The 26,868-nt window shown below is 49.8% G+C and carries 24 protein-coding genes; 16 read left to right on the top strand and 8 right to left on the bottom strand.

Annotated features, from left to right (window positions below; genetic code table 11):
* Positions 1 to 21 precede the first annotated feature (21 nt).
* On the top strand, positions 22 to 1,185 hold the full coding sequence (locus AWQ24_RS03700) for a glycosyltransferase family 4 protein (protein ID WP_030005953.1): 1,164 nt from the start codon (positions 22 to 24) through the stop codon (positions 1,183 to 1,185).
* 73 nt (positions 1,186 to 1,258) lie between these two features.
* On the top strand, positions 1,259 to 1,723 hold the full coding sequence (locus tag AWQ24_RS03695) for a hypothetical protein (protein ID WP_012306346.1): 465 nt from the start codon (positions 1,259 to 1,261) through the stop codon (positions 1,721 to 1,723).
* Positions 1,724 to 1,754: 31 nt separating this feature from the next.
* Here AWQ24_RS03695 and AWQ24_RS03690 read toward each other — a convergent pair whose 3' ends face one another.
* Together AWQ24_RS03690 and rlmN are read right to left on the bottom strand one after the other, a co-directional pair.
* Positions 1,755 to 2,051 (bottom strand): TatA/E family twin arginine-targeting protein translocase, encoded by a 297-nt coding sequence (locus tag AWQ24_RS03690; protein ID WP_065716045.1) that lies wholly within the window; start codon positions 2,049 to 2,051, stop codon positions 1,755 to 1,757.
* Between the two features lie 34 nt (positions 2,052 to 2,085).
* On the bottom strand, positions 2,086 to 3,126 hold the full coding sequence (rlmN, locus tag AWQ24_RS03685; protein ID WP_065716044.1) for a 23S rRNA (adenine(2503)-C(2))-methyltransferase RlmN: 1,041 nt from the start codon (positions 3,124 to 3,126) through the stop codon (positions 2,086 to 2,088).
* Positions 3,127 to 3,303: 177 nt separating this feature from the next.
* On the opposite strand from rlmN, the gene AWQ24_RS03680 reads away from it, so the two are divergent.
* The 5 genes from AWQ24_RS03680 (at position 3,304) to AWQ24_RS03665 (ending at position 8,263) form a co-directional block, all read left to right on the top strand.
* Positions 3,304 to 4,152 carry an alpha/beta hydrolase gene (locus AWQ24_RS03680; RefSeq protein ID WP_065716043.1) on the top strand — a complete coding sequence of 283 codons (849 nt, stop codon included), beginning with the start codon at positions 3,304 to 3,306 and terminating at the stop codon, positions 4,150 to 4,152.
* 9 nt (positions 4,153 to 4,161) lie between these two features.
* The gene (locus tag AWQ24_RS03675) at positions 4,162 to 4,917 is read left to right on the top strand and encodes a phosphonate ABC transporter ATP-binding protein (protein ID WP_065716042.1); all 756 of its coding nucleotides are present in this window, start codon (positions 4,162 to 4,164) and stop codon (positions 4,915 to 4,917) included.
* A gap of 26 nt (positions 4,918 to 4,943) precedes the next feature.
* Positions 4,944 to 6,743 (top strand): ABC transporter ATP-binding protein, encoded by a 1,800-nt coding sequence (locus AWQ24_RS03670; protein WP_065716041.1) that lies wholly within the window; start codon positions 4,944 to 4,946, stop codon positions 6,741 to 6,743.
* Positions 6,744 to 6,804: 61 nt separating this feature from the next.
* A complete protein-coding gene (locus AWQ24_RS16390) occupies positions 6,805 to 6,978 on the top strand; it encodes a hypothetical protein (RefSeq protein ID WP_198161506.1) in 174 nt (57 codons plus the stop codon).
* Positions 6,979 to 6,982: 4 nt separating this feature from the next.
* Positions 6,983 to 8,263 carry an FAD-binding oxidoreductase gene (locus tag AWQ24_RS03665; RefSeq protein ID WP_065716040.1) on the top strand — a complete coding sequence of 427 codons (1,281 nt, stop codon included), beginning with the start codon at positions 6,983 to 6,985 and terminating at the stop codon, positions 8,261 to 8,263.
* Here AWQ24_RS03665 and AWQ24_RS03660 read toward each other — a convergent pair.
* Positions 8,260 to 8,754, bottom strand: coding sequence for a PH domain-containing protein (locus AWQ24_RS03660; protein WP_065716039.1), 495 nt, complete (start codon positions 8,752 to 8,754; stop codon positions 8,260 to 8,262). The genes AWQ24_RS03665 and AWQ24_RS03660 overlap by 4 nt on opposite strands.
* A gap of 277 nt (positions 8,755 to 9,031) precedes the next feature.
* Here AWQ24_RS03660 and typA point away from each other — a divergent pair, with 277 nt between their 5' ends.
* The 5 genes from typA to AWQ24_RS03635 all read left to right on the top strand — a co-directional run bounded on the left by typA (position 9,032) and on the right by AWQ24_RS03635 (position 15,230).
* The gene (gene typA / locus AWQ24_RS03655; RefSeq protein WP_012306337.1) at positions 9,032 to 10,825 is read left to right on the top strand and encodes a translational GTPase TypA; all 1,794 of its coding nucleotides are present in this window, start codon (positions 9,032 to 9,034) and stop codon (positions 10,823 to 10,825) included.
* 288 nt (positions 10,826 to 11,113) lie between these two features.
* A complete protein-coding gene (gene acsF, locus AWQ24_RS03650; protein WP_012306336.1) occupies positions 11,114 to 12,193 on the top strand; it encodes a magnesium-protoporphyrin IX monomethyl ester (oxidative) cyclase in 1,080 nt (359 codons plus the stop codon).
* A 249-nt stretch (positions 12,194 to 12,442) separates the two neighbouring features.
* Positions 12,443 to 13,285, top strand: coding sequence for an inositol monophosphatase family protein (locus AWQ24_RS03645; protein ID WP_065716038.1), 843 nt, complete (start codon positions 12,443 to 12,445; stop codon positions 13,283 to 13,285).
* Between the two features lie 62 nt (positions 13,286 to 13,347).
* Complete coding sequence (locus AWQ24_RS03640; protein ID WP_062432682.1) at positions 13,348 to 14,370, top strand: ATP-binding cassette domain-containing protein; 1,023 nt, start codon at positions 13,348 to 13,350, stop codon at positions 14,368 to 14,370.
* A gap of 83 nt (positions 14,371 to 14,453) precedes the next feature.
* On the top strand, positions 14,454 to 15,230 hold the full coding sequence (locus AWQ24_RS03635; protein ID WP_065716037.1) for an alpha/beta fold hydrolase: 777 nt from the start codon (positions 14,454 to 14,456) through the stop codon (positions 15,228 to 15,230).
* Here AWQ24_RS03635 and AWQ24_RS03630 read toward each other — a convergent pair.
* On the bottom strand, positions 15,227 to 16,153 hold the full coding sequence (locus tag AWQ24_RS03630) for a homogentisate phytyltransferase (RefSeq protein ID WP_065717293.1): 927 nt from the start codon (positions 16,151 to 16,153) through the stop codon (positions 15,227 to 15,229). The two genes, AWQ24_RS03635 and AWQ24_RS03630, sit on opposite strands and share 4 nt — an antisense overlap.
* A gap of 69 nt (positions 16,154 to 16,222) precedes the next feature.
* On the opposite strand from AWQ24_RS03630, the gene AWQ24_RS03625 reads away from it, so the two are divergent.
* Both AWQ24_RS03625 and AWQ24_RS03620 read left to right on the top strand, forming a co-directional pair.
* Entirely contained in the window at positions 16,223 to 17,386 is a 1,164-nt protein-coding gene (locus AWQ24_RS03625; RefSeq protein ID WP_065716036.1) for a class I SAM-dependent methyltransferase, read from the top strand.
* 27 nt (positions 17,387 to 17,413) lie between these two features.
* Complete coding sequence (locus tag AWQ24_RS03620) at positions 17,414 to 18,490, top strand: hypothetical protein (protein ID WP_012306330.1); 1,077 nt, start codon at positions 17,414 to 17,416, stop codon at positions 18,488 to 18,490.
* Here the strand turns inward: AWQ24_RS03620 and AWQ24_RS03615 are convergent.
* The 4 genes from AWQ24_RS03615 to AWQ24_RS03600 all read right to left on the bottom strand — a co-directional run bounded on the left by AWQ24_RS03615 (position 18,487) and on the right by AWQ24_RS03600 (position 23,605).
* Entirely contained in the window at positions 18,487 to 19,044 is a 558-nt protein-coding gene (locus AWQ24_RS03615; RefSeq protein ID WP_012306329.1) for a hypothetical protein, read from the bottom strand. The genes AWQ24_RS03620 and AWQ24_RS03615 overlap by 4 nt on opposite strands.
* 8 nt (positions 19,045 to 19,052) lie before the next feature.
* Entirely contained in the window at positions 19,053 to 20,291 is a 1,239-nt protein-coding gene (locus AWQ24_RS03610) for a type II secretion system F family protein (RefSeq protein ID WP_012306328.1), read from the bottom strand.
* A gap of 65 nt (positions 20,292 to 20,356) precedes the next feature.
* Positions 20,357 to 21,463, bottom strand: a complete 1,107-nt coding sequence (locus AWQ24_RS03605) for a type IV pilus twitching motility protein PilT (RefSeq protein ID WP_012306326.1) — start codon at positions 21,461 to 21,463, stop codon at positions 20,357 to 20,359.
* Positions 21,464 to 21,583: 120 nt separating this feature from the next.
* Positions 21,584 to 23,605 carry a GspE/PulE family protein gene (locus tag AWQ24_RS03600; RefSeq protein ID WP_065716035.1) on the bottom strand — a complete coding sequence of 674 codons (2,022 nt, stop codon included), beginning with the start codon at positions 23,603 to 23,605 and terminating at the stop codon, positions 21,584 to 21,586.
* A gap of 409 nt (positions 23,606 to 24,014) precedes the next feature.
* Here AWQ24_RS03600 and grpE point away from each other — a divergent pair, with 409 nt between their 5' ends.
* Both grpE and dnaK read left to right on the top strand, forming a co-directional pair.
* Complete coding sequence (gene grpE, locus AWQ24_RS03595; RefSeq protein WP_065716034.1) at positions 24,015 to 24,764, top strand: nucleotide exchange factor GrpE; 750 nt, start codon at positions 24,015 to 24,017, stop codon at positions 24,762 to 24,764.
* Between the two features lie 116 nt (positions 24,765 to 24,880).
* Positions 24,881 to 26,836: a molecular chaperone DnaK gene (dnaK, locus tag AWQ24_RS03590; RefSeq protein WP_065716033.1), complete on the top strand. Its 1,956-nt coding sequence runs from the start codon at positions 24,881 to 24,883 to the stop codon at positions 26,834 to 26,836.
* Positions 26,837 to 26,868: the final 32 nt, after the last annotated feature.

Here is a 26,868-nt window from a genome sequence, read left to right as displayed (position 1 = left end):
CACACCACAGGATCCCCCTCAATGCATGTTGCTTGGCTCGGTAAAAAATCTCCTTTTTGTGGCAATGTCACCTATGGCCGTGAAGTGACCAATCACCTCCTTGATCGGGGCTATCAAGTGAGCTTTCTCCACTTTGCCCAGCAAGAAGAATGTGACCAAAAATGGCGGGACTGCCCAGAGGTTTTTTTACCCTTCCTCTACAAGTCGCAAATTTACACGATCCCCAGTCCGAAATCGAGTCAAGTGCTGATGCGATCGCTCCAAAAGTTCCAGCCAGACCTCGTCCATGCCTCCCTGACCCTCTCACCCCTAGATTTTCGTCTGCCCGACATCTGCCGCGAACTCGATTTGCCCCTAGTGGCCACCTTTCACCCTCCCTTTGACAGCAAACTACGCAACCTCAAATCCAGTACCCAATATCTCACCTACCAGCTCTATGCCCCCTGTCTAGCCAACTATGACCGGGTGATCGTCTTCTCAGAAATCCAAAAGGAAATGCTCGTCAAACTGGGAGTACCACGGGATACGGTGCGCATCATTCCCAATGGCGTCGATGAACAAAAATATGCCCCGGCCCTCAGTGCCTACCGCCACACCTTCCAAGCGAAACGGGTATTCATTTACCAAGGCCGCATTGCCCCTGAGAAAAATGTAGAAGCCCTCCTCAAGGCTTGGCGACTGGCCAATATGGGAGAAGATTGTGTGCTGTTAATGGTCGGTGATGGCCCCCTCAAGGCTTCCCTAGAATTGCTTTACACCGAAGATCAAGGGGTCCGCTGGCTTGGGTTTGTCGGCGATGAAACCCAGCGGATTGATCTCCTCCGGGCGGCGGATGTGTTTGTGTTGCCCTCTTTGGTGGAAGGATTGTCTTTATCACTCCTCGAAGCAATGGCCTGCGGTTTGGCTTGCATTGCCACGGATGCCGGCGCCGATGGGGAAGTACTCAACCAGGGAGCCGGGGTTGTCCTCGATACCCAGGGAGTCACCGGACAATTGAAAACCCTTTTACCCTTGTTCCGTGAACAACCAGAATTAGTCACAATCCTGGGTCACAAGGCGAGGCAGCGGGTGTTAGAACGTTACACCTTGCAGAACAACATTAGTCAGCTCGAACAAACTTACCAAGAACTCTGTCCCACGGCGGCATCTGCCCCCCATCCGGCTCCAGTGCAAAGTTTTCCCTAAAAGGTTTACTGTTGGCCAAGGTTTATCATGGGGAGACCAATGTATTTTTTGGCGATCGCCTTGATATTGTTCTATGGATTTAGACCAACAACTGCAAGTCCTCATTGACCAAGCCCCCCAGGATGGCAAGATGCCCCAGGTGATGGCCCAGGCGATCGCCCCAGTCCTCAAAGCCTTCGCCCAAAAATTACAATCCCTCGAATACTATGTTTGTCAATCTTTAGAGGGGGACTGGCTCATCACGACCCTTGCCCAACAGAGCGATCCCCAGCAGACCAAAACCGTTATTTACGGCTTCTCAAGCCTCGCCCTCGCCCAACAGCACCAGGGCAGCAATGCCGATCCGTCCCTAATTGCTGTGCCACTGCCCGTCACCCACCTGTTGTTTCAGCTATTTTCGCTGGCCGCCGTTGATAGCTTGATCCTCACCGAGGCCCAGGGGAGCCTTGAAATTCGCCGCCAGGATCTGCAACAGGCCGTTCAACAACAATTATTAGGCGATCGCCCCCGTCAAACCCCAGGCAGTCAGTGGGCTTAAACAAGATACCAAGGACAAACCCAGTTAAGCCCTAACTAGATGGGGTATCAGCTTTTGTTTCCTGATCAGAGGTTTCCGGCTTCGTTTCCGTAGCCTCGACTTTTTCGCCGTTCCCTTCCTCTAGGCGGGCCTGCATCGAAACAGTTTTTTCAATTTTTTCGGCTTCTTTCTTAAATTCTTCCTGGAACTCGTTGGAGGCATCCTGGAAACTGCGGATCGTTTTCCCAAGACTCCGGCCAATCTCTGGCAACTTTTTCGGGCCAAAGATTAACAAAGCAATAATGAAAATGAGGGCCATTTCTGGCAGGCCAATCCCGAAAATATTCATAGATTCTGGGGGTTAAGGGTGGGTTTTTGCTGTTTTATTTTACCGTTGCCGGGGCAGATCGTCGGAGGTTTGATCGCAGTTGACCACAGGCCGCATCCGCCTCCAAGCCCTTAGAATAACGTACGCTCACCGCAATCTTGTGATCCTGGAGGATTTGCTTAAAGACATTGATCCGTTTTTTCCCTGGTCGCTGGAAAGGCACTTCGGTAATGGGATTGTAGGGAATCAAATTCACATGGCTTTGGAACCCTTTTAGTTTTTTGGCTAATTCGGCGGCATGGTCGGGCAGATCATTCACCCCCGCCAGCAAAATGTATTCAAAACTGAGACGGCGACGGGTGATGGCGACGTACTCGCGGCATTCGTCCAACAGCTCCTCAATGGGATAATGGACAGCGGTGGGAATAATCGATTCCCGGAGGGCTTGGTTTGGGGCGTGGAGGCTTACCGCTAGGGTGATTTGCAGATTCTGCTGGGCAAGGGTGCGGATCTGATCGGGTACCCCCACGGTAGAAACTGTCAGTGATCGCTGGCCAATGCCGATGTCTTGGTTCAAGCTTTGGATCGATTTAAGCACCTGTTCGAGGTTGGCGAGGGGTTCCCCCATACCCATAAACACCACATGGCTGACCCGTTGCTGGAAATCTTCTTGGACAGTGAGCACTTGATCAACGATTTCATGGGCTTGGAGATGCCGGGTAAAACCACTTTTACCAGTGGCGCAAAAATCACAGGCCATGGCACAGCCCACTTGGGAAGAAACACAGACGGTGAGGCGTTTTTCGGTGGGGATACCGACCGTTTCAATAATTAAGCCATCGTGGAGTTGGAGGAGATATTTGCGGGTGCCATCGGGCGCAGTGCGTTGGTGGTGGATCTGCGATCGCCCCACGGGATAGGTGCCCATTTGTTCGCGCCAAACCTTCGGAAAGACGGTGATTTCACTCAGGTTATGGATCCCTTTTTGGTAGAGCCAATTGTAGAGCTGTTTGCCACGGTAGGCGGGTTGACCAGTGGTTTCGATCCAGTCGGTCAGTTCCGGGAGACTTTTGCCGAGGAGTACGTCTTGGGGCATGGGTTGCAAGGGAAAGGGGCGATCGCCTGTGATTGGGTTAAGGGATAAAGTTAAACAATTCCTTTTCCATTGTGGCATAGGGGCCGCTGCTTCCTGATCAGGTGTCCAGACAATCGAAAAACTGTCCTTAAATTCTTGGCTCCTCCAGGGAATCTGCCTATGATTTAGGGGTGGTGTATGGCAAGGAAAATCATGTTGGGCTGGCTATTGATTGGACTGGTATTGTTCTATCTGGGGGGCTGTGGTTATCTCTTTTTTGGGCAGCGGCGGATTATTTTTGAACCCCAAGCTCAACCCTTACATCCAGTGCCGTTGGATTTTGCTCTACCCTACGAAACGATCACGATTCCCGTCACTTCAACGCAACAATTAACAGGCTGGTGGCTACCCCAGAACAAGGGGGACAAAACGCTACTATTTCTCCATGGGAATGGCGGGTTAACGGTTTACAATTTTCAGGCGATCGCCCTCTGGTACCAAGCTGGCTATTCGGTCTTAGCCTTTAACTATCGGGGCTATGGCCAGAGCAGCCCTGGCTTTCCCCAAGAATCCCAGGTGTACCAAGATGCAGCGGCGGCCTATAGATTTCTCACCGAAACGAAGGGGATCCCAGCCCAGCAGTTGACGATCCATGGTCATTCCCTCGGCGGGGCGATCGCCATTGAGTTGGCCCAGCGGTATCCGGTGGGCGGATTATTTCTAGAGGGCACCTTCACCTCGATGTTCGCCATGTCTACCACCAAACCCCTCTATCGAATTTTTCCCGTCTCTTTCCTTTTACACCAGCGGTTTAATTCAGCAGCTAAAATTCCCCAACTCCAGCTACCGATTTTCTTTTGCCACGGGGAATTGGATGAAACAGTCCCCAGTACCATGGGGGCGCAACTGTGGGCGATCGCCAATGAACCCAAGCAATTTCAAGCCGTGCCTGAGGCCGACCACCATAATCTGGCCGCCGTGAGTCCAACCACGATCCAGCAGGGGATTACCTGGCTCGAAACCAAGCGTGCCCTCTGCCACGGGTAATTAAAACAGATGACAGAACCAATTTTTGTGGGGCGATCGCTCTCTTGTCACTTCCGGGGTGTTGCGGCCCTGACGGAACTCAACTTTGAAATTTATCCCGGCGAGAAGGTGGGCCTGATTGGGGCCAGTGGCGCAGGCAAAAGTACCCTCCTTAGTCTCCTCAATGGTCAACAACAACCAACCCAGGGGGAATTGCTCATCTGGGGGGAAGCGATCGCGACCCTATCCCCAAGGGGACGGCGACGCATCCAACGGCAGCTCGGTACCATTTACCAACAACTTCATTTGGTCGAGAGTCTGGCCGTCATTCACAATGTCAACGCGGGTCATCTGGGGCGTTGGTCGTTCCTCCAGGCAATGTTTTCCCTGATCTTTCCCCAAGAGCGTTCCTTAGCCGAAGCTGTTTTGAAACAGGTGGGCATTCCCGAAAAACTCTTTGCCAAAACCAGCGACCTATCGGGGGGACAAAAACAACGGGTTGCCTTGGCGCGGGTCTTGGTGCAAAATCCGGCGGTGATCCTTGCAGACGAACCCATTGCGAGCCTCGATCCTCAACTGAGTCGGGAAATGATGGATCTGCTGGTGCAGCTTTGTGAAACCCAAGGCAAAACCCTCGTCGTCAGCCTCCACTCCCTGGAATTTGCCCGGAGCCACTGCGATCGCCTAATTGGTCTCAAGGGCGGCAAAATTCTGTTCGATCAGCCCACCACAACGGTCAGTGAGGCCCAAATCAACCACCTCTATGGTGAGCAATCGATATACTAGATGTCTGCATTTCTTGAAAAATTTCCATGGCGATCGCATCCTCTTCTATTCCGAAAAATGATTGGCAACTGGCCGGGAAGCTCCTTCCCTACGCCAAGAAAAACCTCATTACCCTTGTTGTGTCGATTGTTTTGCTGATCCCCTTGGCGATCGCCGGTGCGGTTCAGCCCCTCGTTGTCGGTCAGGCGGTTTCCCTATTGCGGGGAGAAACCGTGTGGGGCATCCTCGCCGATCTCAGCATTCCAGCAGGGATTAACCGTTTAATCTGGATTCTGTTGGCCACCATTGTGATTCGCTTGGCCTTCACCTCGATCCAAGGGTACCTCGTTCAAAAAGTGGGCCAGGAAATTACCGCAGGCATCCGCCAGGATTTATTCGATCACGTCACGTCCCTTTCTTCTCGCTTCTTTGACCGGATGCCTGTCGGGAAGCTCGTCACCCGCTTAACCAATGACGTGGAAGCCCTGGGTGATGTTTTTGCCAGTGGGGCGATCGGCATCATTAATGATGTCATTTCCCTGGCCGTGATTATTGTGTCGATTTTTTTGTTGCAATGGCAATTGGCGACGCTCCTCATTTTGATGTTGTTGCCCGTCACCTTTTTGATCGTTTATTTCCAGGGGCAATACCGCAAAGCCAACTACCAAGCCCGGGAAGAACTATCCCAACTGAACGCGATGCTCCAGGAAAACGTTGCGGGGATCAATATCGTGCAATTATTTCGTCGGGAGGCCCTGAATGCCGAGTTATTCCGGACGGTTAATGACCGCTATCGTCTGTCCGTTAACAAAACAATCTTCCATGACTCGGCTGTTTCTGCCACCCTGGAGTGGATTTCGTTGGTGGCGATCGCCGGAGTGCTTTGGTTGGGGGGCTGGCTAATTTTCCAGGATGCCCTGAGCTTTGGGGTGCTGTCTGCCTTTATTCTCTATTCCCAGCGGTTATTTAATCCCCTGCGCCAATTTGCCGACAAGTTCACCATGTTCCAGTCGGGACTAACGGCCATCGAACGGGTGACAGAATTGATGTCGGAGCCCATCGAGATCCAAGATAAACAACAGCATTTAACGACTTCTTTAAATCTCTCGGATTCGGCCTCCGGTGAAATTATTTTTGATAATGTTTCCTTCGGCTATAAACCTGGGGAATATGTCCTGAAAAACCTGAATTTTAAGATCAAACCCGGTGAAAAAATCGCCCTTGTGGGGCCAACGGGGGCCGGAAAAAGCTCGATCATCCGTTTACTCTGTCGCCTGTATGATCCGAGTGAAGGACGGATTCTCGTCGATGGCATTGATATTCGTGATCTGCCCCAAGAAGATCTGCGGCGGCACATTGGCGTCATCCTCCAAGAAAGCTTTCTTTTTGCTGGAGATGTTCAACGCAATATTACCCTGGGGGAGGAGTATCCCTTTGAGGCGGTGAAGCAGGCCGCAGTACTGACCAACGTCGATCAACTCATTGAAGAATTGCCCCAAGGGTATCGCACAGCCCTCCGGGAGCGGGGTACAAATCTTTCTGGGGGCCAAAAACAACTGTTGGCCTTTGCCCGGGTCGCAATCAGGGATCCGAAAATTCTAGTACTCGATGAAGCTACGGCAAGTCTGGATGTGGGCACAGAGGCACTGATTCAGTCGGCCCTAGAACAACTCCTCGAAGACCGCACGGCGATTATCATTGCCCACCGCCTCTCGACCATCCGGGATGTGGATAAAATCATTGTCCTGAAGCAAGGAGAAATCCTCGAAACGGGGAATCACGATCAACTCCTCGCCCAAAATGGGTTGTATGCCAGCCTCTATCGTTTGCATATGTTGGGAGACTAGACGGGGCGTTTCCTTTGCTTGGTATGATAATGAACACAGAATTTTCATAAGGAACGGGCCGATGACAACCCACTTCATTACCGCAGAAATTGATCTCCAGGAAAATCCGGCAGATTTGCCCAAGGCAATTGAAGCAGAGCTCGAAAAGCGGGGTGATGTGCTCCGGTGGGCAATTACTGAAGTTGAAGAAAATACGGCAAAAGTTGAGGCGATCGCCTTAACTCCAGAAGACTAAAATCATGGCTTTGGTGGTTGATCCCGGTACCCAGAATATCGATCTAAAAGCGTGGCAATATTGTCATCCCCATTGGCATCGGCAGATGGAACGGATCAGCCGTCAAAGCCCCGAAGCCCTGCTTGTGCCCCACTCTCGCGCGGCCCTAACGGAAATCTTCCGCACAGCCCACCGGGAAAAAATTACGATTATCCCCTGCGGTAACGGCACAAAGCTCGCCTGGGGTGGACTCACCCCGAAAGTAGATTGGTTGGTGAGCACCCGGCAGTTAAATCACATTGTGGATCACGCCGTTAATGATCTAACCATTACGGTGGAAGCAGGGATTACCTTTGCTGAACTACAAAACCATCTCAGGCCCCATAAACAGTATCTCCCCCTCGATCCTAGTTTCCCCAACCAAGCAACCCTAGGGGGGATTGTAGCCACGGCAGATACCGGCAGCTTGCGTCAACGCTACGGTGGTGTGCGGGATTTACTCCTGGGGATCACCATGCTCCGGGCCGATGGCACCTTGGCAAAAGCCGGGGGAAAAGTGGTTAAAAATGTGGCGGGCTATGATTTGATGAAGCTCCTCACAGGTTCCCATGGCAGTTTGGCGACCATTACCGAATTAACGTTTCGCCTCTATCCGATCCAAGAGCAGTCCCAAACGATCTTAATGCTTGGGTCGTCCGCGCAAATACGCCAGGCCCAGGGCCAAATTTTAAATTCTGTACTTACGCCAGCGGCGGCAGATTTACTTTCGCCACAACTTCTGCAACGGTTACAAAGGGGAACTGGAGAAGACTGGGGTTTGCTGCTGCGTTTTGAGGCGATCCGCGAGAGTATTACGGCACAACTGCAGGAGTTGAAAACTATCGGGCAGTACCTGGATTTAGTCAGCCAACCGGAGCACCTGGATCTGTGGGCACAGCTACGGGAAGCTTTATTTGGGGAAATGGTCGTCGCCAAGGTCGGCATTCTATCCCATCAAAGTATGGCTTTGCTGCAACACATTGAGACCCTAACCAATGGTCAGGCGATCGCCCGGATCCATTGCAAAAGTGGCCTGGGCATCGTTGCGTTTCCCCATGATCAATTTCTCCGACAATTCCGAGCCATCCGGAATTTTTGTCAGGCTCACCACGGTTTTTTCACGATTTTAGATGCTCCCTATCGCCTCAAGCAGCAATTTGAACCCTGGGGCTATCCAGGCGATGCCTTGCCGTTGATGCGCCGCATTAAACAGCAATTTGATCCCCAAAATATCTTGAGTCCCCAGCGTTTTGTGGGCGGCATTTAATGGCGAAGAATTGCCGTGACAAATTGTTCAGGCTTCTCTGGGGTGACGACAATGGTCTGGTTAGGCCATTTCAAAACGACTGCTAACCGAACCGCCGTGGCATAGGCATTGTAGTGACCCAACTTTTTATTCCAAAACTTTCCGGTAAAGGCAAATAGACCACCATTACCAAACAGCCGTAACGAACCATCCATGGCGGTGGGATCGTAGGTGGCACTTTCTAGATTTTCTAAAGCGATTTCTGTGCGCCACCCCGAGCGTTCAATATAAAGGCGATCGCCGTCCAGATGATAGCCTCGCACCATAAATAATGCCGTCATTACCACAATGCCGATGGGCAAAATAATCCACAGCAAAAAATAAGGATTCTGTTGTTGGAGTCCTAAAATCAAAAACAGCAGCACCATGGTCAACAACACTACGCAAACAAGAGTTGTAATGGTGATTAAAGTTTGACTCCAGGGAGCCTTAAAAAACAGACTATTTTCCATAACCGTGACAAAAAGCTGATTTCACGGTAGCAAAGTTCCCCAAGAATTACGGTAGCGGTAAAGTTTTATCTCTGTTGGCCAGTATTGCCTGGCGCCCTTCAACATTTCCGCACATTTATTTCGTAAATCTTGGCCGTGACGGTGCTACCCTGGATTTCTCGCCCGCCCAATAGCCGAAACTTCACAACTTAAATATTAAGAAAGATGATAATTAGGCTACAATTGGGCAGAAATTGTCAAAAAAATTTACAGGTCTTAGGAACCATCCGTAAAATTTATGTCTCTTCCCATTCGTAACGTCGCGATTATTGCCCACGTTGACCACGGTAAAACGACCCTTGTTGATGCTCTCTTACATCAATCCGGCATTTTCCGAGAAGGCGAAGACATCCCCGATTGCGTGATGGACTCCAATGACCTCGAACGGGAACGGGGTATTACGATTCTTTCCAAGAATACCGCCGTCCGTTACAACGACATTCTGATCAATATTGTTGATACCCCTGGCCACGCCGACTTTGGTGGTGAGGTAGAGCGTGTCCTCGGCATGGTAGACGGTTGCATTTTGATCGTCGATGCCAACGAAGGCCCAATGCCCCAAACCCGTTTCGTCTTGAAAAAAGCCCTCGAAAAAGGTCTACGCCCGATCGTTGTCGTTAATAAAATCGACCGCCCCAACGTCAATCCTGAAACCGCCGTTGATAAAGTCTTTGATCTGTTCGTTGAACTCGGTGCCGATGACGATCAATGTGACTTCACCACTCTCTATGCCTCTGGTTTATCTGGTTTCGCCCGGGAATCCCTCGACGATACCAACGAGGATATGGAACCCCTCTTCCAAGCGATTCTGCAGCACGTTCCCCCGCCAGCCGGAGATATTAATAAGCCCCTCCAGTTACAAGTTACAACCCTCGATTATTCCGATTACCTGGGCCGGATTGTCATCGGTCGTCTCCACAACGGCACGATTAAAGCGGGACAACAGGCAGCCCTGGTCAAGGAAGATGGCACCATTGCCAAGGCAAAAGTGGCTAAACTGATGGGCTTTGAAGGCTTAAATCGTGTTGAACTTGAAGAGGCAACCGCCGGAATGATCGTCGCTGTTGCCGGGTTTGCTGATGCCAATATTGGGGAAACGGTAACGTCTCCTGAAGATCCCCAAGCTTTACCACTAATTAAGGTGGATGAGCCTACATTACAGATGACCTTCTCTGTGAATAATTCTCCCTTTGCGGGCCAGGAAGGAACCTTTGTGACCTCTCGCCAAATCCGCGATCGCCTCGAAAGAGAACTCGAAACCAACGTAGCCCTACGGGTAGAAGATGGTGAGTCCGCTGATAGCTTTGCTGTATCCGGTCGAGGTGAACTTCACTTGGGTATTTTGATTGAAACTATGCGTCGGGAAGGCTACGAATTCCAAGTTGCCCAGCCCAAGGTGATTTACCGCGAAGTGAATGGCAAACCCTGCGAGCCTTTTGAATACCTCGTGCTCGATGTCCCTGAAGAAGCAGTGGGTAGCTGTATCGAACGGCTCGGTCAGCGCAAAGGAGAAATGCAAGATATGCAGGCAGGCGCAGGTGGCCGTACCCAACTCGAATTTGTTGTGCCCGCCCGTGGTTTGATTGGTTTCCGGGGTGAATTTATCCGGATCACTCGCGGTGCTGGAATCATGAACCATAGTTTCCTGGAATATCGGCCCCTCTGTGGCGACTTCGACACTCGCTACAACGGCGTCATCACTGCTTTTGAAGAAGGCACAGCAACCTTTTATGCCCTCAAGAACGCTGAGGATCGCGGTCAATTTTTCATTACCCCAGGCACTAAGGTTTACAAAGGCATGATTGTCGGGGAGCACAACCGTCCCCAAGATCTAGAGCTAAACGTTTGTAAGGCAAAACAGCTCACGAACCACCGGGCGGCTAGCGGCGACGAATTAGTACAACTACAAGCCCCCATGGAAATGAACCTAGAGCGAGCCCTCGAATATATCGGCCCTGGGGAACTCGTAGAAGTCACGCCCGAATCGATTCGTCTTCGTAAAGTGGAAACGAAGAAAATGGCAAAACGCTAAATTTTCGCTGACCGACTGAACTATTTGAGCTTTCAATAGTAACGACTGATCCTATGCACAAATGGGATCAGTTTTTTGTCGGTTTAATAAAGGCGATCGCCTTTATTTCACGATTTATCCTGCAATATTTTGTAACAATGTGTATCAACTATTCACAAAAAAGGGTTTAAACCCTGGTGTAGAGCTTGTTAGACTGTAACCTAATCAAAACCCCAAGTCTCACGCGGTTATATTTGGCAAAAAAGAGACTGATCCCCATAAAAAACGGAAGCAATAAACATTACAGATATGGTAAGCACTGTTAACAAATCTGCTGGCGTAGAGGAATTGCGCCCCGGCGTGAAAGTTCCGGCGAAGGAAACTATCCTGACTCCCCGCTTTTACACCACCGACTTCGATGAAATGGCGAAGATGGATCTTTCCGTCAACGAAGAAGAGATGGAAGCGATCATCGAAGAATTCCGCGTGGACTACAACCGTCACCACTTTGTTCGGGATGAGTCTTTTGATATCTCCTTCGACCATATCCAAGGGGAAACCCGGCAACTCTTCATCGAGTTCCTGGAGCGTTCCTGTACTGCTGAATTTTCCGGCTTCTTGCTCTACAAAGAATTAGGCCGTCGCCTTAAGGACAAGAATCCCCTGTTGGCTGAAGGGTTTAACCTCATGTCCCGGGACGAAGCGCGTCACGCTGGCTTCCTCAACAAGGCGATGACGGACTTTAACCTGTCCCTTGACCTCGGTTTCCTCACCAAGAGCCGCAGCTATACTTTCTTTAAGCCGAAGTTTATTTTCTACGCTACCTACCTTTCGGAAAAAATTGGGTACTGGCGTTACATCAAGATTTATCGTCACCTCGAAAAGAATCCCGAAGACCGCATTTATCCGATCTTCAAGTTTTTTGAAAACTGGTGCCAAGACGAAAACCGCCACGGGGATTTCTTTGATGCACTGATGAAAACCCAGCCCAATATCCTTAATGACTGGAAAGCGCGGTTGTGGTGCCGTTTCTTCTTGCTCTCTGTCTTTGCGACGATGTATCTCAATGACACCCAACGCCATGGCTTCTACGAGTCCATCGGTTTGAATGCGCGGGAATTTGACAAGGAAGTGATTTGGGAAACCAATAATACCGCTGGCCGGGTTTTCCCGATCATTCTCGATGTCGAAAAGCCTGAGTTCTACGAGCGTTTAGAAACCTGCGTCAAGAACGGCGAAAAACTGCGGGAAATTGATGCCAGCGATGCGCCTGCGCCTGTGAAGCTGTTGAAGAAGTTACCTGCTTATCTCTCTAACGCAACCCAATTCATTAGTCTTTATCTGATGAAGCCGATCCGCGTTGATCAACTGGCTGGTACTGTTCGCTAATATCTCTCTAACTTCTCTCAAGGGAAACACCCTCCGCCTTCGGCACCTCCCTCAAGGAGACACCCATCTAACTCCCCTCAACGGGAAAATCATTGGCCTCCTTCTTTTTTAGAGGGAGGATTTTTTTGTCTAGAGATAGCGAGATTGCAGGGTTTTGGGCTATGGTTGTTTAGCCAGACAAGGTATTGATTGACTCAGTGGCGATCGCCTTTTTTGGACTGGGATAACGTTTCTGGATCTAGCACACCGATGGTTGATGCATTATTTTGGACGGACATTTTGACCTTTGCGGCGGACACGAGTCACCGGATTGGCGCAGAATTAACGGAAAAATTTGGGAAGCTCACGGCAGTTCGTAAGGCTGATGGTAGCTTGGTGACGGAAGCGGATCGGTGGTCTGATCGAGAAATTTGTCAGGCGATCGCCACAGCCTTCCCTGACCATGGCATTCTCAGCGAAGAAAAAACACATATTTTGCCTGGAAATGATTGGTGCTGGGTAATTGATCCCATTGACGGCACAACGAATTTTACCCGGGGCATTCCGATCTGGGGCATTTCCCTGGGGCTACTCTACAAAGGCACCCCTGTTTTTGGCTATGTGCATTTCCCTTGGTTGCGCCAATCCTTCCATGGCTATTGGTACGGAGACTCCGGTTTAACGGGGCCAACGGGGGCGTTTTGTAATGGCGAACTGCTCCAGACCAGCGACGACGAGCCGAGTCTAAACCATATTTTTAACCTCTGTGCCCGCAGTACGGCAGTGGCAGCTCAACCGAATTTTCCCTGTAAGATTCGCTTGATGGGGGTTGCCAGCTATAACGTTTTAATCGTGGCTTCGGGGGCGGCCCTAGGGGGCGTGGAAGCGACGTCGAAAATTTGGGATATTGCGGCGGTGTGGGCGATTATCCAGGCGGCTGGGGGAGCCATTGAACCCCTAGAACCGAACCCGATGTTTCCTTTAGAAATCGGCAAAAATTATGGCGATCGCCCTTTCCCTTGTTTAACGGCGAGTCGGGCAGAACTGATTCCCGTCTTCAAACCCTGGGTACAATTTATCGGCGATCAAGTCTGCGAAAAATACGGATTGTAAAGAACTTCGATACAATACACAACTGAGCATTTTGACGAACCATTGCGAGGACTCCCCCGACCATGACTGTTGCGGTTGCCATTGACCACCTCCAGAAAAGCTACGGCACCACCCAAGCGGTAAAGGATGTCTCCTTCACGGTGGAACAAGGAAAAATATTTGGGCTGTTGGGGCCGAACGGTGCAGGCAAAACGACGACGATTCGCTGTCTCTGTACCCTCGCCCAACCGGACGGAGGCCAGATCGAAGTCTGCGGTATTTCTGCCCTGACCCAACCGAAAGCAGTGCGACAACGGCTCGGCTATGTGGCCCAGGAAGTGGCGATCGACAAAATTCTCACCGGGCGGGAACTGCTAAATTTACAGGCGGCCCTCTACCATCTCCCGAAAAGCTTTATTCCCCAACGGGTGGAACAACTCCTGAATGCCCTAGGTTTAAACGATTACGCTGACCAGAAAACAGGCACCTATTCCGGTGGTTTGCGAAAACGCTTAGATTTGGCGGCAGGTCTGCTCCATCAACCGGATGTGTTGGTTCTAGACGAGCCGACGGTGGGCCTCGATATCGAAAGCCGCGTCGCAGTTTGGGATTTTCTGCGGCAACTGCGGGCGGCAGGCACGACAGTGATTATCACTAGCCATTATCTCGAAGAAATTGATGCCCTCGCCGATAGTGTCGCGATTATTGATCAGGGCCAAGTCATTGCCAATGGTACCCCCAACGAACTCAAGGATAAGGTGGGTGGCGATCGCATTACGTTACGCATCGAAGAATTTACCTCTGCCCAGAATGCCGAAAAAGCGAAAGAAGTGGTGTCGGCTTTGGATTTTGTTGAGAGCGTGATTATTAATGGCTCCCAAGGGAATTCTTTGAATCTGGTGGTAAGTCGCCAGGGTAATCACCTGAGCACCATTGAGCAAAGCATTCAAGCGGCTGGACTGCCCATTTTTAGCTTGAGTCAAGCGCGACCTAGTTTGGATGACGTTTATCTCGCGGCTACGGGTAAGACCCTCATGGATGCCGAAATCGAAGCGGCCAGCAAGCGGGATCTCAAAAAAGAGAAAAAGCAACAAATGAAAGGTTAAACCCATCCATCGTTTCTGGAGAATTTGTCCACGCAAAAGTTGATCGCTCAAAAACCCTCGCTAAAGATTATCAAAAAATATTTATGGGATGTGTTGTTCGGAATGGACGCCTACGTTTAAATCAAGGCCAGATTTTTTGGCGGGAAACAGGACAGGGAAAGGCGATCGCCTTTATTCACCGGGAATATAGCGACAGTAGTCAGTGGTTAGATTTTTTTGAAAATTTAGGGCGAGATCATCAATGCTTTGCGCCGGATTTGTTGGGGTTTGGGGATTCTGATCCAGCAGTTTCGTCCCAGTCTATTCAATGGCAGAGTGAAATTTTAGCGGAATTTTTTAGCCAATTAAATCTGAAGAAAATATATTTTGTGGGAGATGCCCTTGGAGCTTGGGTTGCTACCCGTTATGCCCTGAACAATCCCGAAAAAATTCAAGGCTTAATTTTGCTTTCCCCCATCGGTTTTGAAGCCCCAAATAATGCTGCTTATTTCCTTGAAAAATGCTTATTATTACCAATTCCAATTTTGCCTTGGGGACTTAAATTACTCTATCCCCTAGGTAAACTCATCGGCCTCGGTCACAAGATTCAAAAACTTCTCAACTATCGACAACAGTTGCTTAAATCTCCGGCCAGTCGGCGACTTTTGTTTCAGCGGCATCCCAGCGAAATTCAGGCAGAATATCTAAACTCTGAATTATCTCAGTTAACTGCACCCACGTTAATTGTTTCAGCCGATCAAGGCTCCCACCAAGCTTTATTGTTTGCCCAAAAAATTCCCCAATCACAAATGGTTAAAGTCCAAGACAAAATAGAGGCGATCGCCTTAATCAAAAACTGGCTTAACCAACAGCAAACCTAAAACCAATGGGTGAGGGGAAACAAAAGATATTCCAGAAAGAAGAGTTTCCAAATAAATTGATAAAAGCTGGCAATGGATTTTTTCGATTCAAGATCAATCTGACGACTACGCCACCACAGCAGAGCACCTAGGATAATGTGACACCCAATAAATAGCAGTTGATTCAAGCTGGTGGTCATCATTATTTCACCGAGAATCATCCCAAAATAACAAATCAAAATGATACCTAGGGACAGTTGAAAAATTCTCTGTTTACCCAACAAAATTGTGAAAGTGGTGATTTGATATTGGCGATCGCCTTCTAGATCCGGTACGTCTTTGAAAATAGCGATCGCCACCGTAAACACAATAATAAACCCCGTCAACAGCCATACCGTCGGCGTAATCACCACTGGGTTCTGTAACATCGTCTGAAAATGGGCAAAAAGACCAAGGTTAACCACCACACCCCGCACCGTAAAAATACACATCGCTGCGAGTAGGGGAAACCGTTTCAGGCGCACTGGGGGTAGAGAATACATTGTCCCGATGGCCAAACTCCCCCACACCGTCACCCCAAGCCACAGGCCACTAAAAGCACTCAAAATCAGCGCTAAAGCTCCGCAAAACCAGACAATACCCCAACCTGTTTTTCGAGAAAAATGTCCCGCCGCCACTGGTAAATGGGGTTTATTAATTTTGTCAATGTCAATGTCCGTCAGTTGATTGAGGCCGACAATAAAGACATTGCCCGCCAGACAAGCGAGCCAAGCACCAAGCACCGACTGACCATAGCCCCAGGAAAATGTTTCAGGGGTCACCGCCAACAGCGCCAAAGCCCAAACACTCAGACTCGTGCCGATAATCGTATGGGGTCGGGAAAATTGCCATAGGGAAGCAAGAAATGACGGTCGCGGGGCAGTGGGAGAAATAGAAGACTTCACAGGTAAAAGGTTGCACCTCAAAAAGGCGGCAGCATACACTAATCGCACATCATTTTAACGGACTTGTCCATGGCTTCTCCCCTTTTGGCGATCCTCCAGGAAAAACTCCAGACCGCACCGCACCAGCGCCTCACCTTTGCTGAGTTTATGGAATTGGCGCTCTATCACCCCACGGTAGGTTACTACAGTAGTGGGAAGGTGGCGATCGGTGCCCAGGGGGATTTCTTCACGGCCACATCCCTCGGCCCAGACTTTGGGGAATTATTGGCAGAACAGTTGCTCCAAATGAAACAAATTTTGGGGCGATCGCCGTTTCAGATCGTCGAAATGGGAGCAGGCAAGGGCGACTTGGCGAAGGATATTTTGTTTTACCTCCAGCAGCATTATCCAAAAGAACTTGAAGAAATTGAATATTACATTATTGAAAAATCCCCGGCTCTCCGCCAGCAACAACAGGAAAAATTAGCAGGGTTTTCCTATTGCAAAATTCAATGGTGCGATTGGTCAGAGTTACTTGAAAATAGTATCCAAGGCTGTTTTATTTCTAATGAATTGCTTGATGCCTTTCCGGTACATTTGGTCACAGTGAATACCGGGAAACTTCAGGAGGTTTACGTTCAATATAATCCTGCTCAAAATGCATTGGAAGAAGTGAATGATTCTCTATCTACACCAGAGATTCAAGCTTATTTTGATCACTTAAATATTGATTTCTCTAATTATCCTGATGGTTATCGCACAGAAGTTAATCTAGGGATGCTGAGTTGGTTAGAGCAGCTACAGACCAAACTAAAAACCGGCTATATTCTCACCATTGACTATGGCTATCCAGCGAAAAAATATTATCATCCCCAACGGTCTCAGGGCACTTTGCAGTGTTATTTTCAGCACCGTCGCCATGATAATCCCTACACCAATTTAGGCGAGCAGGATCTAACAGCCCATGTGGATTTTACCAGCCTCCAAAACCATGGCGAATCTCTAGGATTAGCAACTTTAGGTTTAACGCAACAGGGACTTTTTTTGATGGCCTTAGGGTTAGGCGATCGCCTCAATGCTTTATCCCAAAATCCCACTGATGTGATGACTCTGTTTCGTCGTCGGGATGCCCTCCATCAGTTGATCGATCCCATGGGTTTAGGGGGCTTTTATGTCTTGGTTCAGGGAAAAAATCTCACAAATGATCAGCTTCAGACTTCCCTAAAGGGTTTAACCCAGCCCCCCATGGTCTAATAGTTTTCAACGATTGCGGAAGGTTCTATGCGTCCTGTTTTGTATTTGGCGATTACGAGTCATGGGTTTGGCCATGTGGTGCGGGTGGCTTCGGTGGCGGCCCAGGTGCAGAAATTACTGCCCGATGTATTGCTGATTTTTGTGACGACAGCGCCCCACTGGTTGATTCGCAGTTATGTTAAAGGAGATTTTATTCAGCGGCCGAAACGGTTGGACGTGGGGGTGATTCAGGCGGACAGTTTCTCCATGGACTACGACGCAACCCTAGAAAAATTGCGGGAAATTCGCCGGCGATCGCCCCGGATTATTGCGGGCGAAGTGGACTTTTTACGGTTAAATCGTGCCCAGTTAGTCCTCGCTGATTTGCCGCCCCTGGCGATTCCCATTGCCCATGGTGCCGAGATTCCCTGTTGGTGTATGGGAAATTTTGGTTGGGATTTTATTTACCGTGCTTGGGGTGGAGAATTTATTCCCGAAGCCGATTGGATTACAGAGCCTTATCGTGAAGGCGATCGCCTGTTTCGTTTACCGCTGCACGAACCCATGGGGAATTTTGCAAACGTTACCGATGTGGGACTGACGGGCGGCGATCCGCAATATGATCTGGCAGCCCTGCGGGAAAAATTTCAATTAACTCATCCCAAGGAAAAAACTATTCTTCTCAGTTTTGGCGGCCTCGGTTTTGCCGGAATGCCCTATGAAGCCTTGGCGCAATTTCCTGATTATCAATTTATTAGCTTCGACCGTAACGCCCCCGATTTAGCAAATCTCCGCAAAATTACAGAGACCCAATACCGCCCCGTTGACTTCATGCCCCTGTGCGATCGCATTATTTCCAAACCGGGCTTTAGTACCTACGCCGAAGCCCTGCGCCTCGATCTTCCCGTTGTGACCTTGCCTAGGGATGATTTTGCCGAAGGGCCAATTTTAATTAAAAACCTCCAACAATATGGCCACCACCAAATTTTAGATCCAGAGCAATTTGCCCAGGGTGATTGGGATTTTCTCCGGGAATCACCCCAACCGCCCCAAGGCAATCAACCCATCGATAAGACGGGCACAAAGGCGATCGCCCAAGCCATTGCCGAATTTCTCAGCCATTAATTTCCCGTAACAAAAACCTCAGGTACAGACTCCGGTTCAGGAAACGGTGATTCCCCCAGGACAAAGGGGAGATGCGCCCCCGTAAGTCCCTTAATAATGTGCTCAGGGGTTGTCGGGAACACCACAAACAAAGGGTGAATTTGGGCCGGAAGATTACTGATCATGTGGGCCTCCGACTCTGGCATTAACCACTCGTAATCTTGATCAAGGTAAACCTGGGTATGACGCCAGCGCAGCAATAGCTCTGAAAAAGTTTCCCCAGGCCGATGGATAAACACCATAATTTCGGCATCTAGCTTAATTTGCCACTCCGGATCACAGGTCAAAATCGCCAGATCACAGGGCAAAATTAAGGTTTTTGGAGTGGAATGCTGTTCATTTCTGCTGAGGTGGCGCATCACCGGCAGCGGCATCACAATTAAACTCCCCTCAGGACGCCGGACACTGGGTACCAAAGAAAGGTAAGGGCGATGTTGCTTCAGTAAGGCGATCGCCGTTTGTCGATCACTGTAGGCCGCTAAAAGCGTTTCATACTGACTTTGCTGTCCGGTCATCGTTTGTTCTAACCCAAATCTTCAAATACCTTAAACATCGGCAGATACATCGATAGCAAAATAACACCAACCATCGCTGCAATAATCACCATCATCGCTGGTTCTAAAATACTGGTCAGCGCCTTCACGGTCTGCTCTACTTCATCTTCGTAGAAATCTGCCACCTTCATCATCATGCTATCCAATTCCCCTGTTTCCTCACCAATGGTCATCATTTGAATCGCAAGGATCGGAAAAACCCGGTCGCGATCAAGGGCAACACTTAACATCCCCCCCTCTTGAATTTCAGACTTGGCATCATTAATCGCCTTGGCAATGACCACATTCCCCGCTGTTGCTCCGACAATATCAAAGGAATTGAGGATCGGTACCCCAGACCGGGTTAATGTCCCGAAGATCCGACAGAACCGAGCCACCGCATTTTTCCGGAGCAAATCCCCAAACAGAGGCAACTTGAGTAACAAAGAATCGATTTGCCACCGCCCCATTTCGGTGTTGTAATAACGGCGGATTGCAAAAAAGAGAATATTGGCACCAATAATCATCAGGAGCACATTCCCAAAAGGCATTGGCAATAACCCTTCGCTCGTCCGCAGAAAGTTACTGATCCCCATCATGATGATCGTTAAAGCCGGCAGTTCTGTGCCAATACTTTCAAAAATATCGGCAAAAACCGGAATCAAAAAGACGGTCATCCCAAAGAACACCGCCACCGCCAAAAATGCCACGGCCATTGGGTAGGTCATGGCTGATTTGATTTGGTTTTCCAGTTTGGCCATGTCTTCGAGTACCTTCGCCAAACGGTTCAGGACTTCATCGAGCACCCCACCAATTTCACCGGCTTCTACCATGCTGACATACAGGGTATCGAAGCATTCTTCGTGGGGCCGCATCGCGTCGGAAAGATTCACCCCCTGCTGAACTTCGGCCTTGATGGCAGTGAGGGCTTTACGCATCTTGATGTTGGAGTGGTTTTCTCCCAAGATGCTTAGACAACGAACGATCGCCACCCCAGCATTGATCATCACCGCAAATTGTCGCGAAAATACGGCTTTATCTTTGATGGAAACTTTCGCGAGGGCTTCTTCTAAAAACGAGAGATCGATTTCCCCCGGCTTCATGATCTTGCCCACTTCTGGATAGCGCGTCGCTAGCATGGTGCGGGCTTGTTCGGGGGAGTTGGCTTCGATTTTTTCTTTTAGCTTTTGACCGTTGCGATCAACGACTTGTGCGACATACTGTGCCATGGCTTTCGTTCACTGGGAAAAATGGAATAAAGGGTGCTCTTGTCAGCTTAACTGACAATATTTATTTAGCGACGTTTTGCGGTTGGGCTAGCCCCCAAGGCTCCCCCAACGAGTCGTTGTAGTTCATCGGGTTTACCACTCTTCGACAGGGCTTCTTCAAAGGTAACGGTGCCTGTGGCCACTAAACCCGCCAGGGCTTGCTCCATGGTTTGCATGCCGAGCTTCATCCCCGTTTGGATTGCTGAGTAGACCTGGGCGCTTTTTCCTTCACGAATCAGGTTGGCGATCGCCGGGGTGACAACCATAATTTCTTGGGCCATAGAGCGCCCGAATTCACCGGGTTTCGGATTCGCTTTTTTCACTAGACATTGACTAAAAACAGCCAAGAGAGAGTTGGAGAGCATCGCCCGAATTTGGGGCTGTTGGATCGGCGGGAACACGTCTAACATCCGGTCGATGGTGCTGGCGGCGGAGTTGGTGTGGAGCGTCCCGAAGACGAGGTGCCCGGTTTCAGCGGCGGAGATAGCCAAGGAGATAGTTTCGAGGTCTCGCATTTCCCCGACGAGGATGATGTCTGGATCTTCCCGGAGCGCGGCCCGGAGCGCATTGGCAAAGCTTTTGGTGTCTTCTCCCTTTTGCCGTTGGTGGAAGAGGCTTTTGTGGTTTGGGAAAACGTATTCAATGGGGTCTTCGACGGTGAGGATATGTTCGGCACGGGTGCGGTTGATTAAGTCCAACATCGCAGCCATGGTGGTGGTTTTCCCGGAACCCGTTTGGCCCGTAACGAGGACTAAGCCCCGGGGGCGTTCGGCCATTTCCCGCACAATATCGGGTAAACCGAGTTGATCAAAGTTGGGAATTTTCGAGGACAGGGCCCGCAGGCAAGCAGCATAACAGCCCCGTTCTTTGTAGACATTGACCCGGAAGCGCGCGAGTCCTTTTACGCCATAGGAACAGTCTAGTTCCCAATTTTGTTCTAGGTCTTTGCGTTGGGTGTTGTTGAGCATACTGAAGATGAGCTTTTGGGCATCTTGGGCGGAGAGGGGCTCGTCATTAATGGGGCCAAGTTTCCCACTGACTCGGAAATAAACGGGGGCACCGGCCTGGATGTGCATATCGGAGCCGCCCATTTCTACGAGTTGCTCCATGAGGTCTTCGATCATGTAATCCATTAGCTTGTTACTCCTTGGGCGATCGCCTGCGATAGGAAAAGAAAAAAGTTGGGGTGAAAGATTGTCGCTGCCATTATTCTGCCCAAAAGGCGATCGCCAGGGAACAGAGAGTGAAGAGTCTTAACTAAAGCGGGGCGTCATACAGTAGGGACAATCTAGCCAATCCGGCTGCAACTCAGCATTACAGGTGTCACAAACCAAGCCCGTCTTTCGTTTCGCCTTTAGTTCTGCCTCAAGGCCAGAATCAGTAAAGGTAACACGGTCTACCTCCTCAAAGGTCGTATGGCCTTCTTTGACCAACTCCAAACTGTAGGCCAAGATACTCAACATGCCCTCTTGCACTGCCACTTCTTTAATCATGTCCGTGGTGGCCCCGGTATTAATCAACCGTTCAATTTCTTCACTATTTTGCATAAACTCATAGACCCCCACCCGGCCTTTGTAGCCGCCGCCGCCACATTTAGGACAGAGACTGCCGGCTTCTTTGGCCATTTGGATTTGCTCTGGCGTCAGGGTATTGGCCCGGTACACCGTTAAAGGATGGCGATCATTACTGGAAAGGCCGTAGCGTGCCAGCTCTTCCACTGTGGGCTGATAGGGGATGCGGCATTCCCCACAAACCCGTCGCATCAAGCGCTGGGCCAGAACTCCCAGGAGTGACCCGGAAATCATAAAGGGTTCAACTCCCATCTCATCTAGACGGGCGATCGCCCCTGGAGCATCATTGGTGTGGAGAGTCGTTAGTACCAAGTGCCCCGTTAAAGCCGCTTCAATGGCTGTTTTTGCCGTTTCCTTATCCCGGGTTTCCCCCACAAGAATGACATCTGGATCCTGCCGCAAAAATGCCCGCAAAATTGACGCAAAATCCATTCCCTTCTCCCGGATGACCTGCACCTGGGTAATGCCCGGCAAAGTATATTCAATGGGGTCTTCTGCGGTACTGATGTTGATGCCCGGCTCGTTGCGCTCCGCCAGAATTGAATACAAAGTTGTTGATTTTCCTGAGCCTGTTGGCCCTGTCACCAAAATTAGACCAAATGGCCGCTGGGCCATTTCCCGCACCTGCCCCAGAATATTTTGGTTGGTAATTAACAAATCCAAGCCCAACTGGGTTGAAGAATTATCGAGAATCCGTAAAACGATTTTTTCGCCGTAGCGACTGGGTAGGCTATTGACCCGAAAGTCCACCTTGCGCCCCTTAAACATCCGCCGAATCCGACCATCCTGAGGCGAACGACGTTCCGCAATGTCTAGGTCCGCCATAATTTTAAACCGGGCCGTTACCGCCGGCACAATCCGTTTGGGCAGCGGATCAAAAGCATATTGCAGAACCCCATCTTTACGGAAACGAATCCGCAGATCATTTTCTTGGGGTTCGATGTGAATATCTGAGGCCCCTTCCTGGAGGGCTTTGAGCAGCACTTTATTGACGAGTTTGATCACCGGGGCCGAGCTAGCCTGATTTTCATTCATCAGGTCGGCGCTTTCTTCTTCCTGCTCGTCTAATTCCCCGGCTACACCGAGATCAAGATCTTCGATATCAACTGCTTTTCTCAGTTCCGCTGCTTCGGCGGCCTTGGCTGCTTGTTCCTGCTGTTGGATTTGAATCTGGACTTGCTGTTCTAAATAGCCATCTAGAACCTGACGATAGTCATCTTCTGTGATCACGATGCGCCGTAACGTCAGATTTTGCAGGCGAAAAAGACGGTTTAAATCATCTTGGGCGGCTAGGTTATCGGGCTCTACCATCGCCACAATCACTTCATCTTGAACCCGCCGGATCGGGAGGAGACGATGGCGGCGACATAATTCTACGGGCACGAAGGAATTGATCAACTCGCCCATCTGATCGATGTCAATTTTTTGAACTTCTGGGTCAATGGAATTGAGACCGTAGAGGATCTTCAGTTCAAAGAGATGATGCTTTTTGTACTGTCGGACTAGCTCAGGGGACAGGGCTTTCCCGGTTAGTTCTTCGACAATGGCCGTGAGGGGGCGTCCACTACGCCGGGTTTCAACGAGGGCTTTTTCCATCTGTTGATGGTCTACAACTCCCTGTTGAATGAGCTTGTTGCCGAAAGGAGAGAAATCATTGCGGAGGGCAAGGGCTCTTGTCCGTTTGGGAAGGGAAGAGTGGGTCATAGGAAAAACCAGACAGCATTGGCAAATGACGGCAGACTAGGCAAAAAAGAAAAGCGGGATAGTTGTTGGCAATATGATGATTCGTAGTTCAATGCTGAATGTAGCAGAAAGAATCTGCTTTTTGGGATCAAGGGGATCGGTCGGGGCTTAATAATGGCAACTGTCTGTGTCGGTTACGATGCCAGGGTTGTTTCCTCCTAATATAGCGGTTGCTTGAAGTTTTATTCTTTTTACCTGGGAAAGACGGGATCCATAGGGGACAATGTTACATTTGGTAATGTTAAAAGACCTATATTTGATGTTTTTACTCTAGGTTAGGCGATCGCCCACCATCACTACTAGGATAGAAACGACTAAAAACATCGATATAACCCAATAGCCAATCCTAAAACAACTAGTTCAAGCAACCATGGTAGAAGACGCGAAAAATCTTGATAGCCCAATTGATCCAGGAAGCACGCCCGAGTCTGTTTCCGACGAGGCCCCCGAGACAACCATCGAGTCTAACCTTGGGGAGGATGCCACAACGATCGAAGCTCAAGGAGAAACAAACACCGATACCGCAGATCAAGCCCCTGACCAGGAGGTCGATGACACGCCCCTCGATGGTGCCGAACTAGAAGCTGTCATTGCCGCTCTCCAGCAGGAGGTCAGTACCCTGCGCCAACAGCTCAGTACCCAAAGTCAACAAACCGAAAATTTCAAAAGCCAATATATGCGGATCGCTGCCGATTTTGAAAATTTCCGCAAGCGCACCAGCAAAGAAAAAGAAGAAATGGAACTGCGGATTAAGTGCAATACCGTCAATGAAATCTTGGGCGCCGTTGATAACTTTGAGCGGGCCAGATTGCAGATCAAGCCCTCCACCGATGGCGAAATGACAATCCACAAAAGCTATCAAGGGGTTTATAAACAACTTGTCGATGGATTGAAGAAAATTGGTGTCTCTGCCATGCGTCCAGAAGGAGAAGAATTTGATCCCAATTTCCACGAGGCGATCTTCCAAGAACCCACCAGTGAGCACCCAGAAGGCACTGTGATTGAGCAGGTCGTGCGTGGCTATCTTTTAGGGGACATGGTGTTACGCCATGCCATGGTTAAGGTTGCCGCCGCGCCCGAGGAACCCTCCAGCGGTGAAACCAGCACCAATGAAAGTTAAGGGTTAAACCCAATTTTTGCGATGGGGCCTATAGACATAAACTGTTGTAGTTCCTGGCCCCAGACAAAATCTTCAGTAGTATTGAAAAAATCCTTATCGTCTTTCGGCCGCGAACCATGGGCAAAGTAATTGGCATCGATCTTGGCACTACCAATAGCTGTGTTTCCGTCCTTGAGGGCGGTAATCCCCTTGTCATTACCAACGCAGAAGGGGCACGGACTACGCCAAGTATTGTCGGTTTTGGCAAAAGCGATATTCGTCTCGTGGGTCAATTGGCAAAACGCCAGAGCGTAACCAATGCCGAAAACACAGTCTATAGTATTAAGCGGTTCATTGGCCGTCGCTGGGATGATACGGAACAAGAACGCCGTCGGGTTCCTTACAAATGTGTTAAAGGAAAGGACGATACCGTTGATGTCGCGGTGCGGAAACAGGTTTTTACGCCCCAAGAAATTTCAGCCATGGTGCTCCAAAAGCTCAAGGCCGATGCAGAGGCATTTTTAGGGGAGGAAGTTTTTCAAGCTGTCATCACCGTGCCAGCCTATTTTACCGATGCCCAACGTCAAGCCACCAAAGATGCCGGAACGATCGCCGGTCTTGAAGTGCTGCGAATTATCAATGAACCGACCGCTGCGGCCCTTGCCTATGGCCTAGACAAACAAGACCAAGAACAATTTATCCTCGTGTTTGACCTTGGGGGCGGCACCTTCGATGTTTCCATCCTGCAGTTGGGAGACGGGGTGTTTGAGGTCAAGGCGACCTCTGGAAACAATCAACTGGGTGGTGATGATTTCGACAACGCCATTGTGGAATGGATGGTTGAACGGTTTCAGCAACTCGAAGGCATTGATCTAAGTAGCGATAAGATGGCCCTCCAACGGCTCCGGGAAGCGGCAGAAAAGGCCAAGATTGAGTTGTCTAGCACCATTACGACATCCATTAATTTGCCGTTTATCACGGCCGATGACACTGGCCCTAAGCACTTTGAAATTGATTTGAGTCGCTCGAAGTTTGAGGAATTAGTTAAAGATTACATTGAGGCAACCCTCCGCCCTGTAGAACAAGCCCTAAAAGATGCAGAATTAACGGTCGATAATATTGATCGGATTATTTTGGTGGGGGGTTCCACGCGCATCCCCGCAGTCCAGCAGGCGATTCAAGGTTTTTTCCATGGCAAACAAATTGATCGTTCTGTAAATCCTGACGAGGCGATCGCCATTGGGGCTGCAATCCAAGCCGGGGTCCTCAATGGTGAAGTGAAAGACGTTCTCCTCCTTGATGTCACCCCCATTTCCCTCGGCATCGAAACCCTCGGCGAAGTCTTTACCAAAATCATTGACCGCAACACCACCCTCCCAACCAACAATTCCCAAGTTTTTTCCACCGCCACCGACGGCCAAACTTCTGTAGAAATCCATGTTCTGCAAGGTGAGCGCGCCCTCGCAAAAGACAATAAAAGTCTAGGAAAATTTCTGCTCACAGGGATTCCCCCTGCTCCCCGGGGCTTGCCTCAAATTGAAGTTAGCTTCGAAATCGATGTCAACGGTATTTTGCAAGTGTCCGCCCAGGATCGCGGTACCGGCAAAGAACAGGGCATTAAAATCACCAATACCGGTGGCCTTGACCCTGCTGAAATCGAAGCAATGCGCGCCGAAGCCGCAAAATACGCCGAACAAGACCGCCAACGCCTCCAAGTAGTTGACCTCCAAAACCAAGCCGATAGCCTTTTCTACAGCCTTGATGCCACCCTGCGAGAAAATAGCGAATTGTTAACCAATAAAGTTAAAACCCAACTAATCCAAAAACGCGCTGTTTTAGAACAATCCTTTACCGACCGTTCCTTCTCGACCGCAGAAATTCGCCGTCTACTCGAAGACTTTAAGACAGCACTCCTGGCCATTGGCTCAAAACTCTATGACCGCGAAGGCGATACACCGATCTATCGCCCCATCTCAGTGACCCCTGTGCCAACCACTGCCGACGATGATTTGATTGAATTTCCCACCGAAGCTGGTGTTGTCATCGAAAATGGCGAAGGCAATATTACTGGGGATTATGAAACCATTGATTGATTGAGTTATGGCTAAACCTTGACCCAGATAAC

This window comes from Picosynechococcus sp. PCC 8807 (genome assembly GCF_001693295.1).
GTDB lineage: Bacteria > Cyanobacteriota > Cyanobacteriia > Cyanobacteriales > MRBY01 > MRBY01.
Note: the sequence above shows the minus strand (reverse complement) of the source record. Positions and strands in the feature narration are given on the sequence as shown.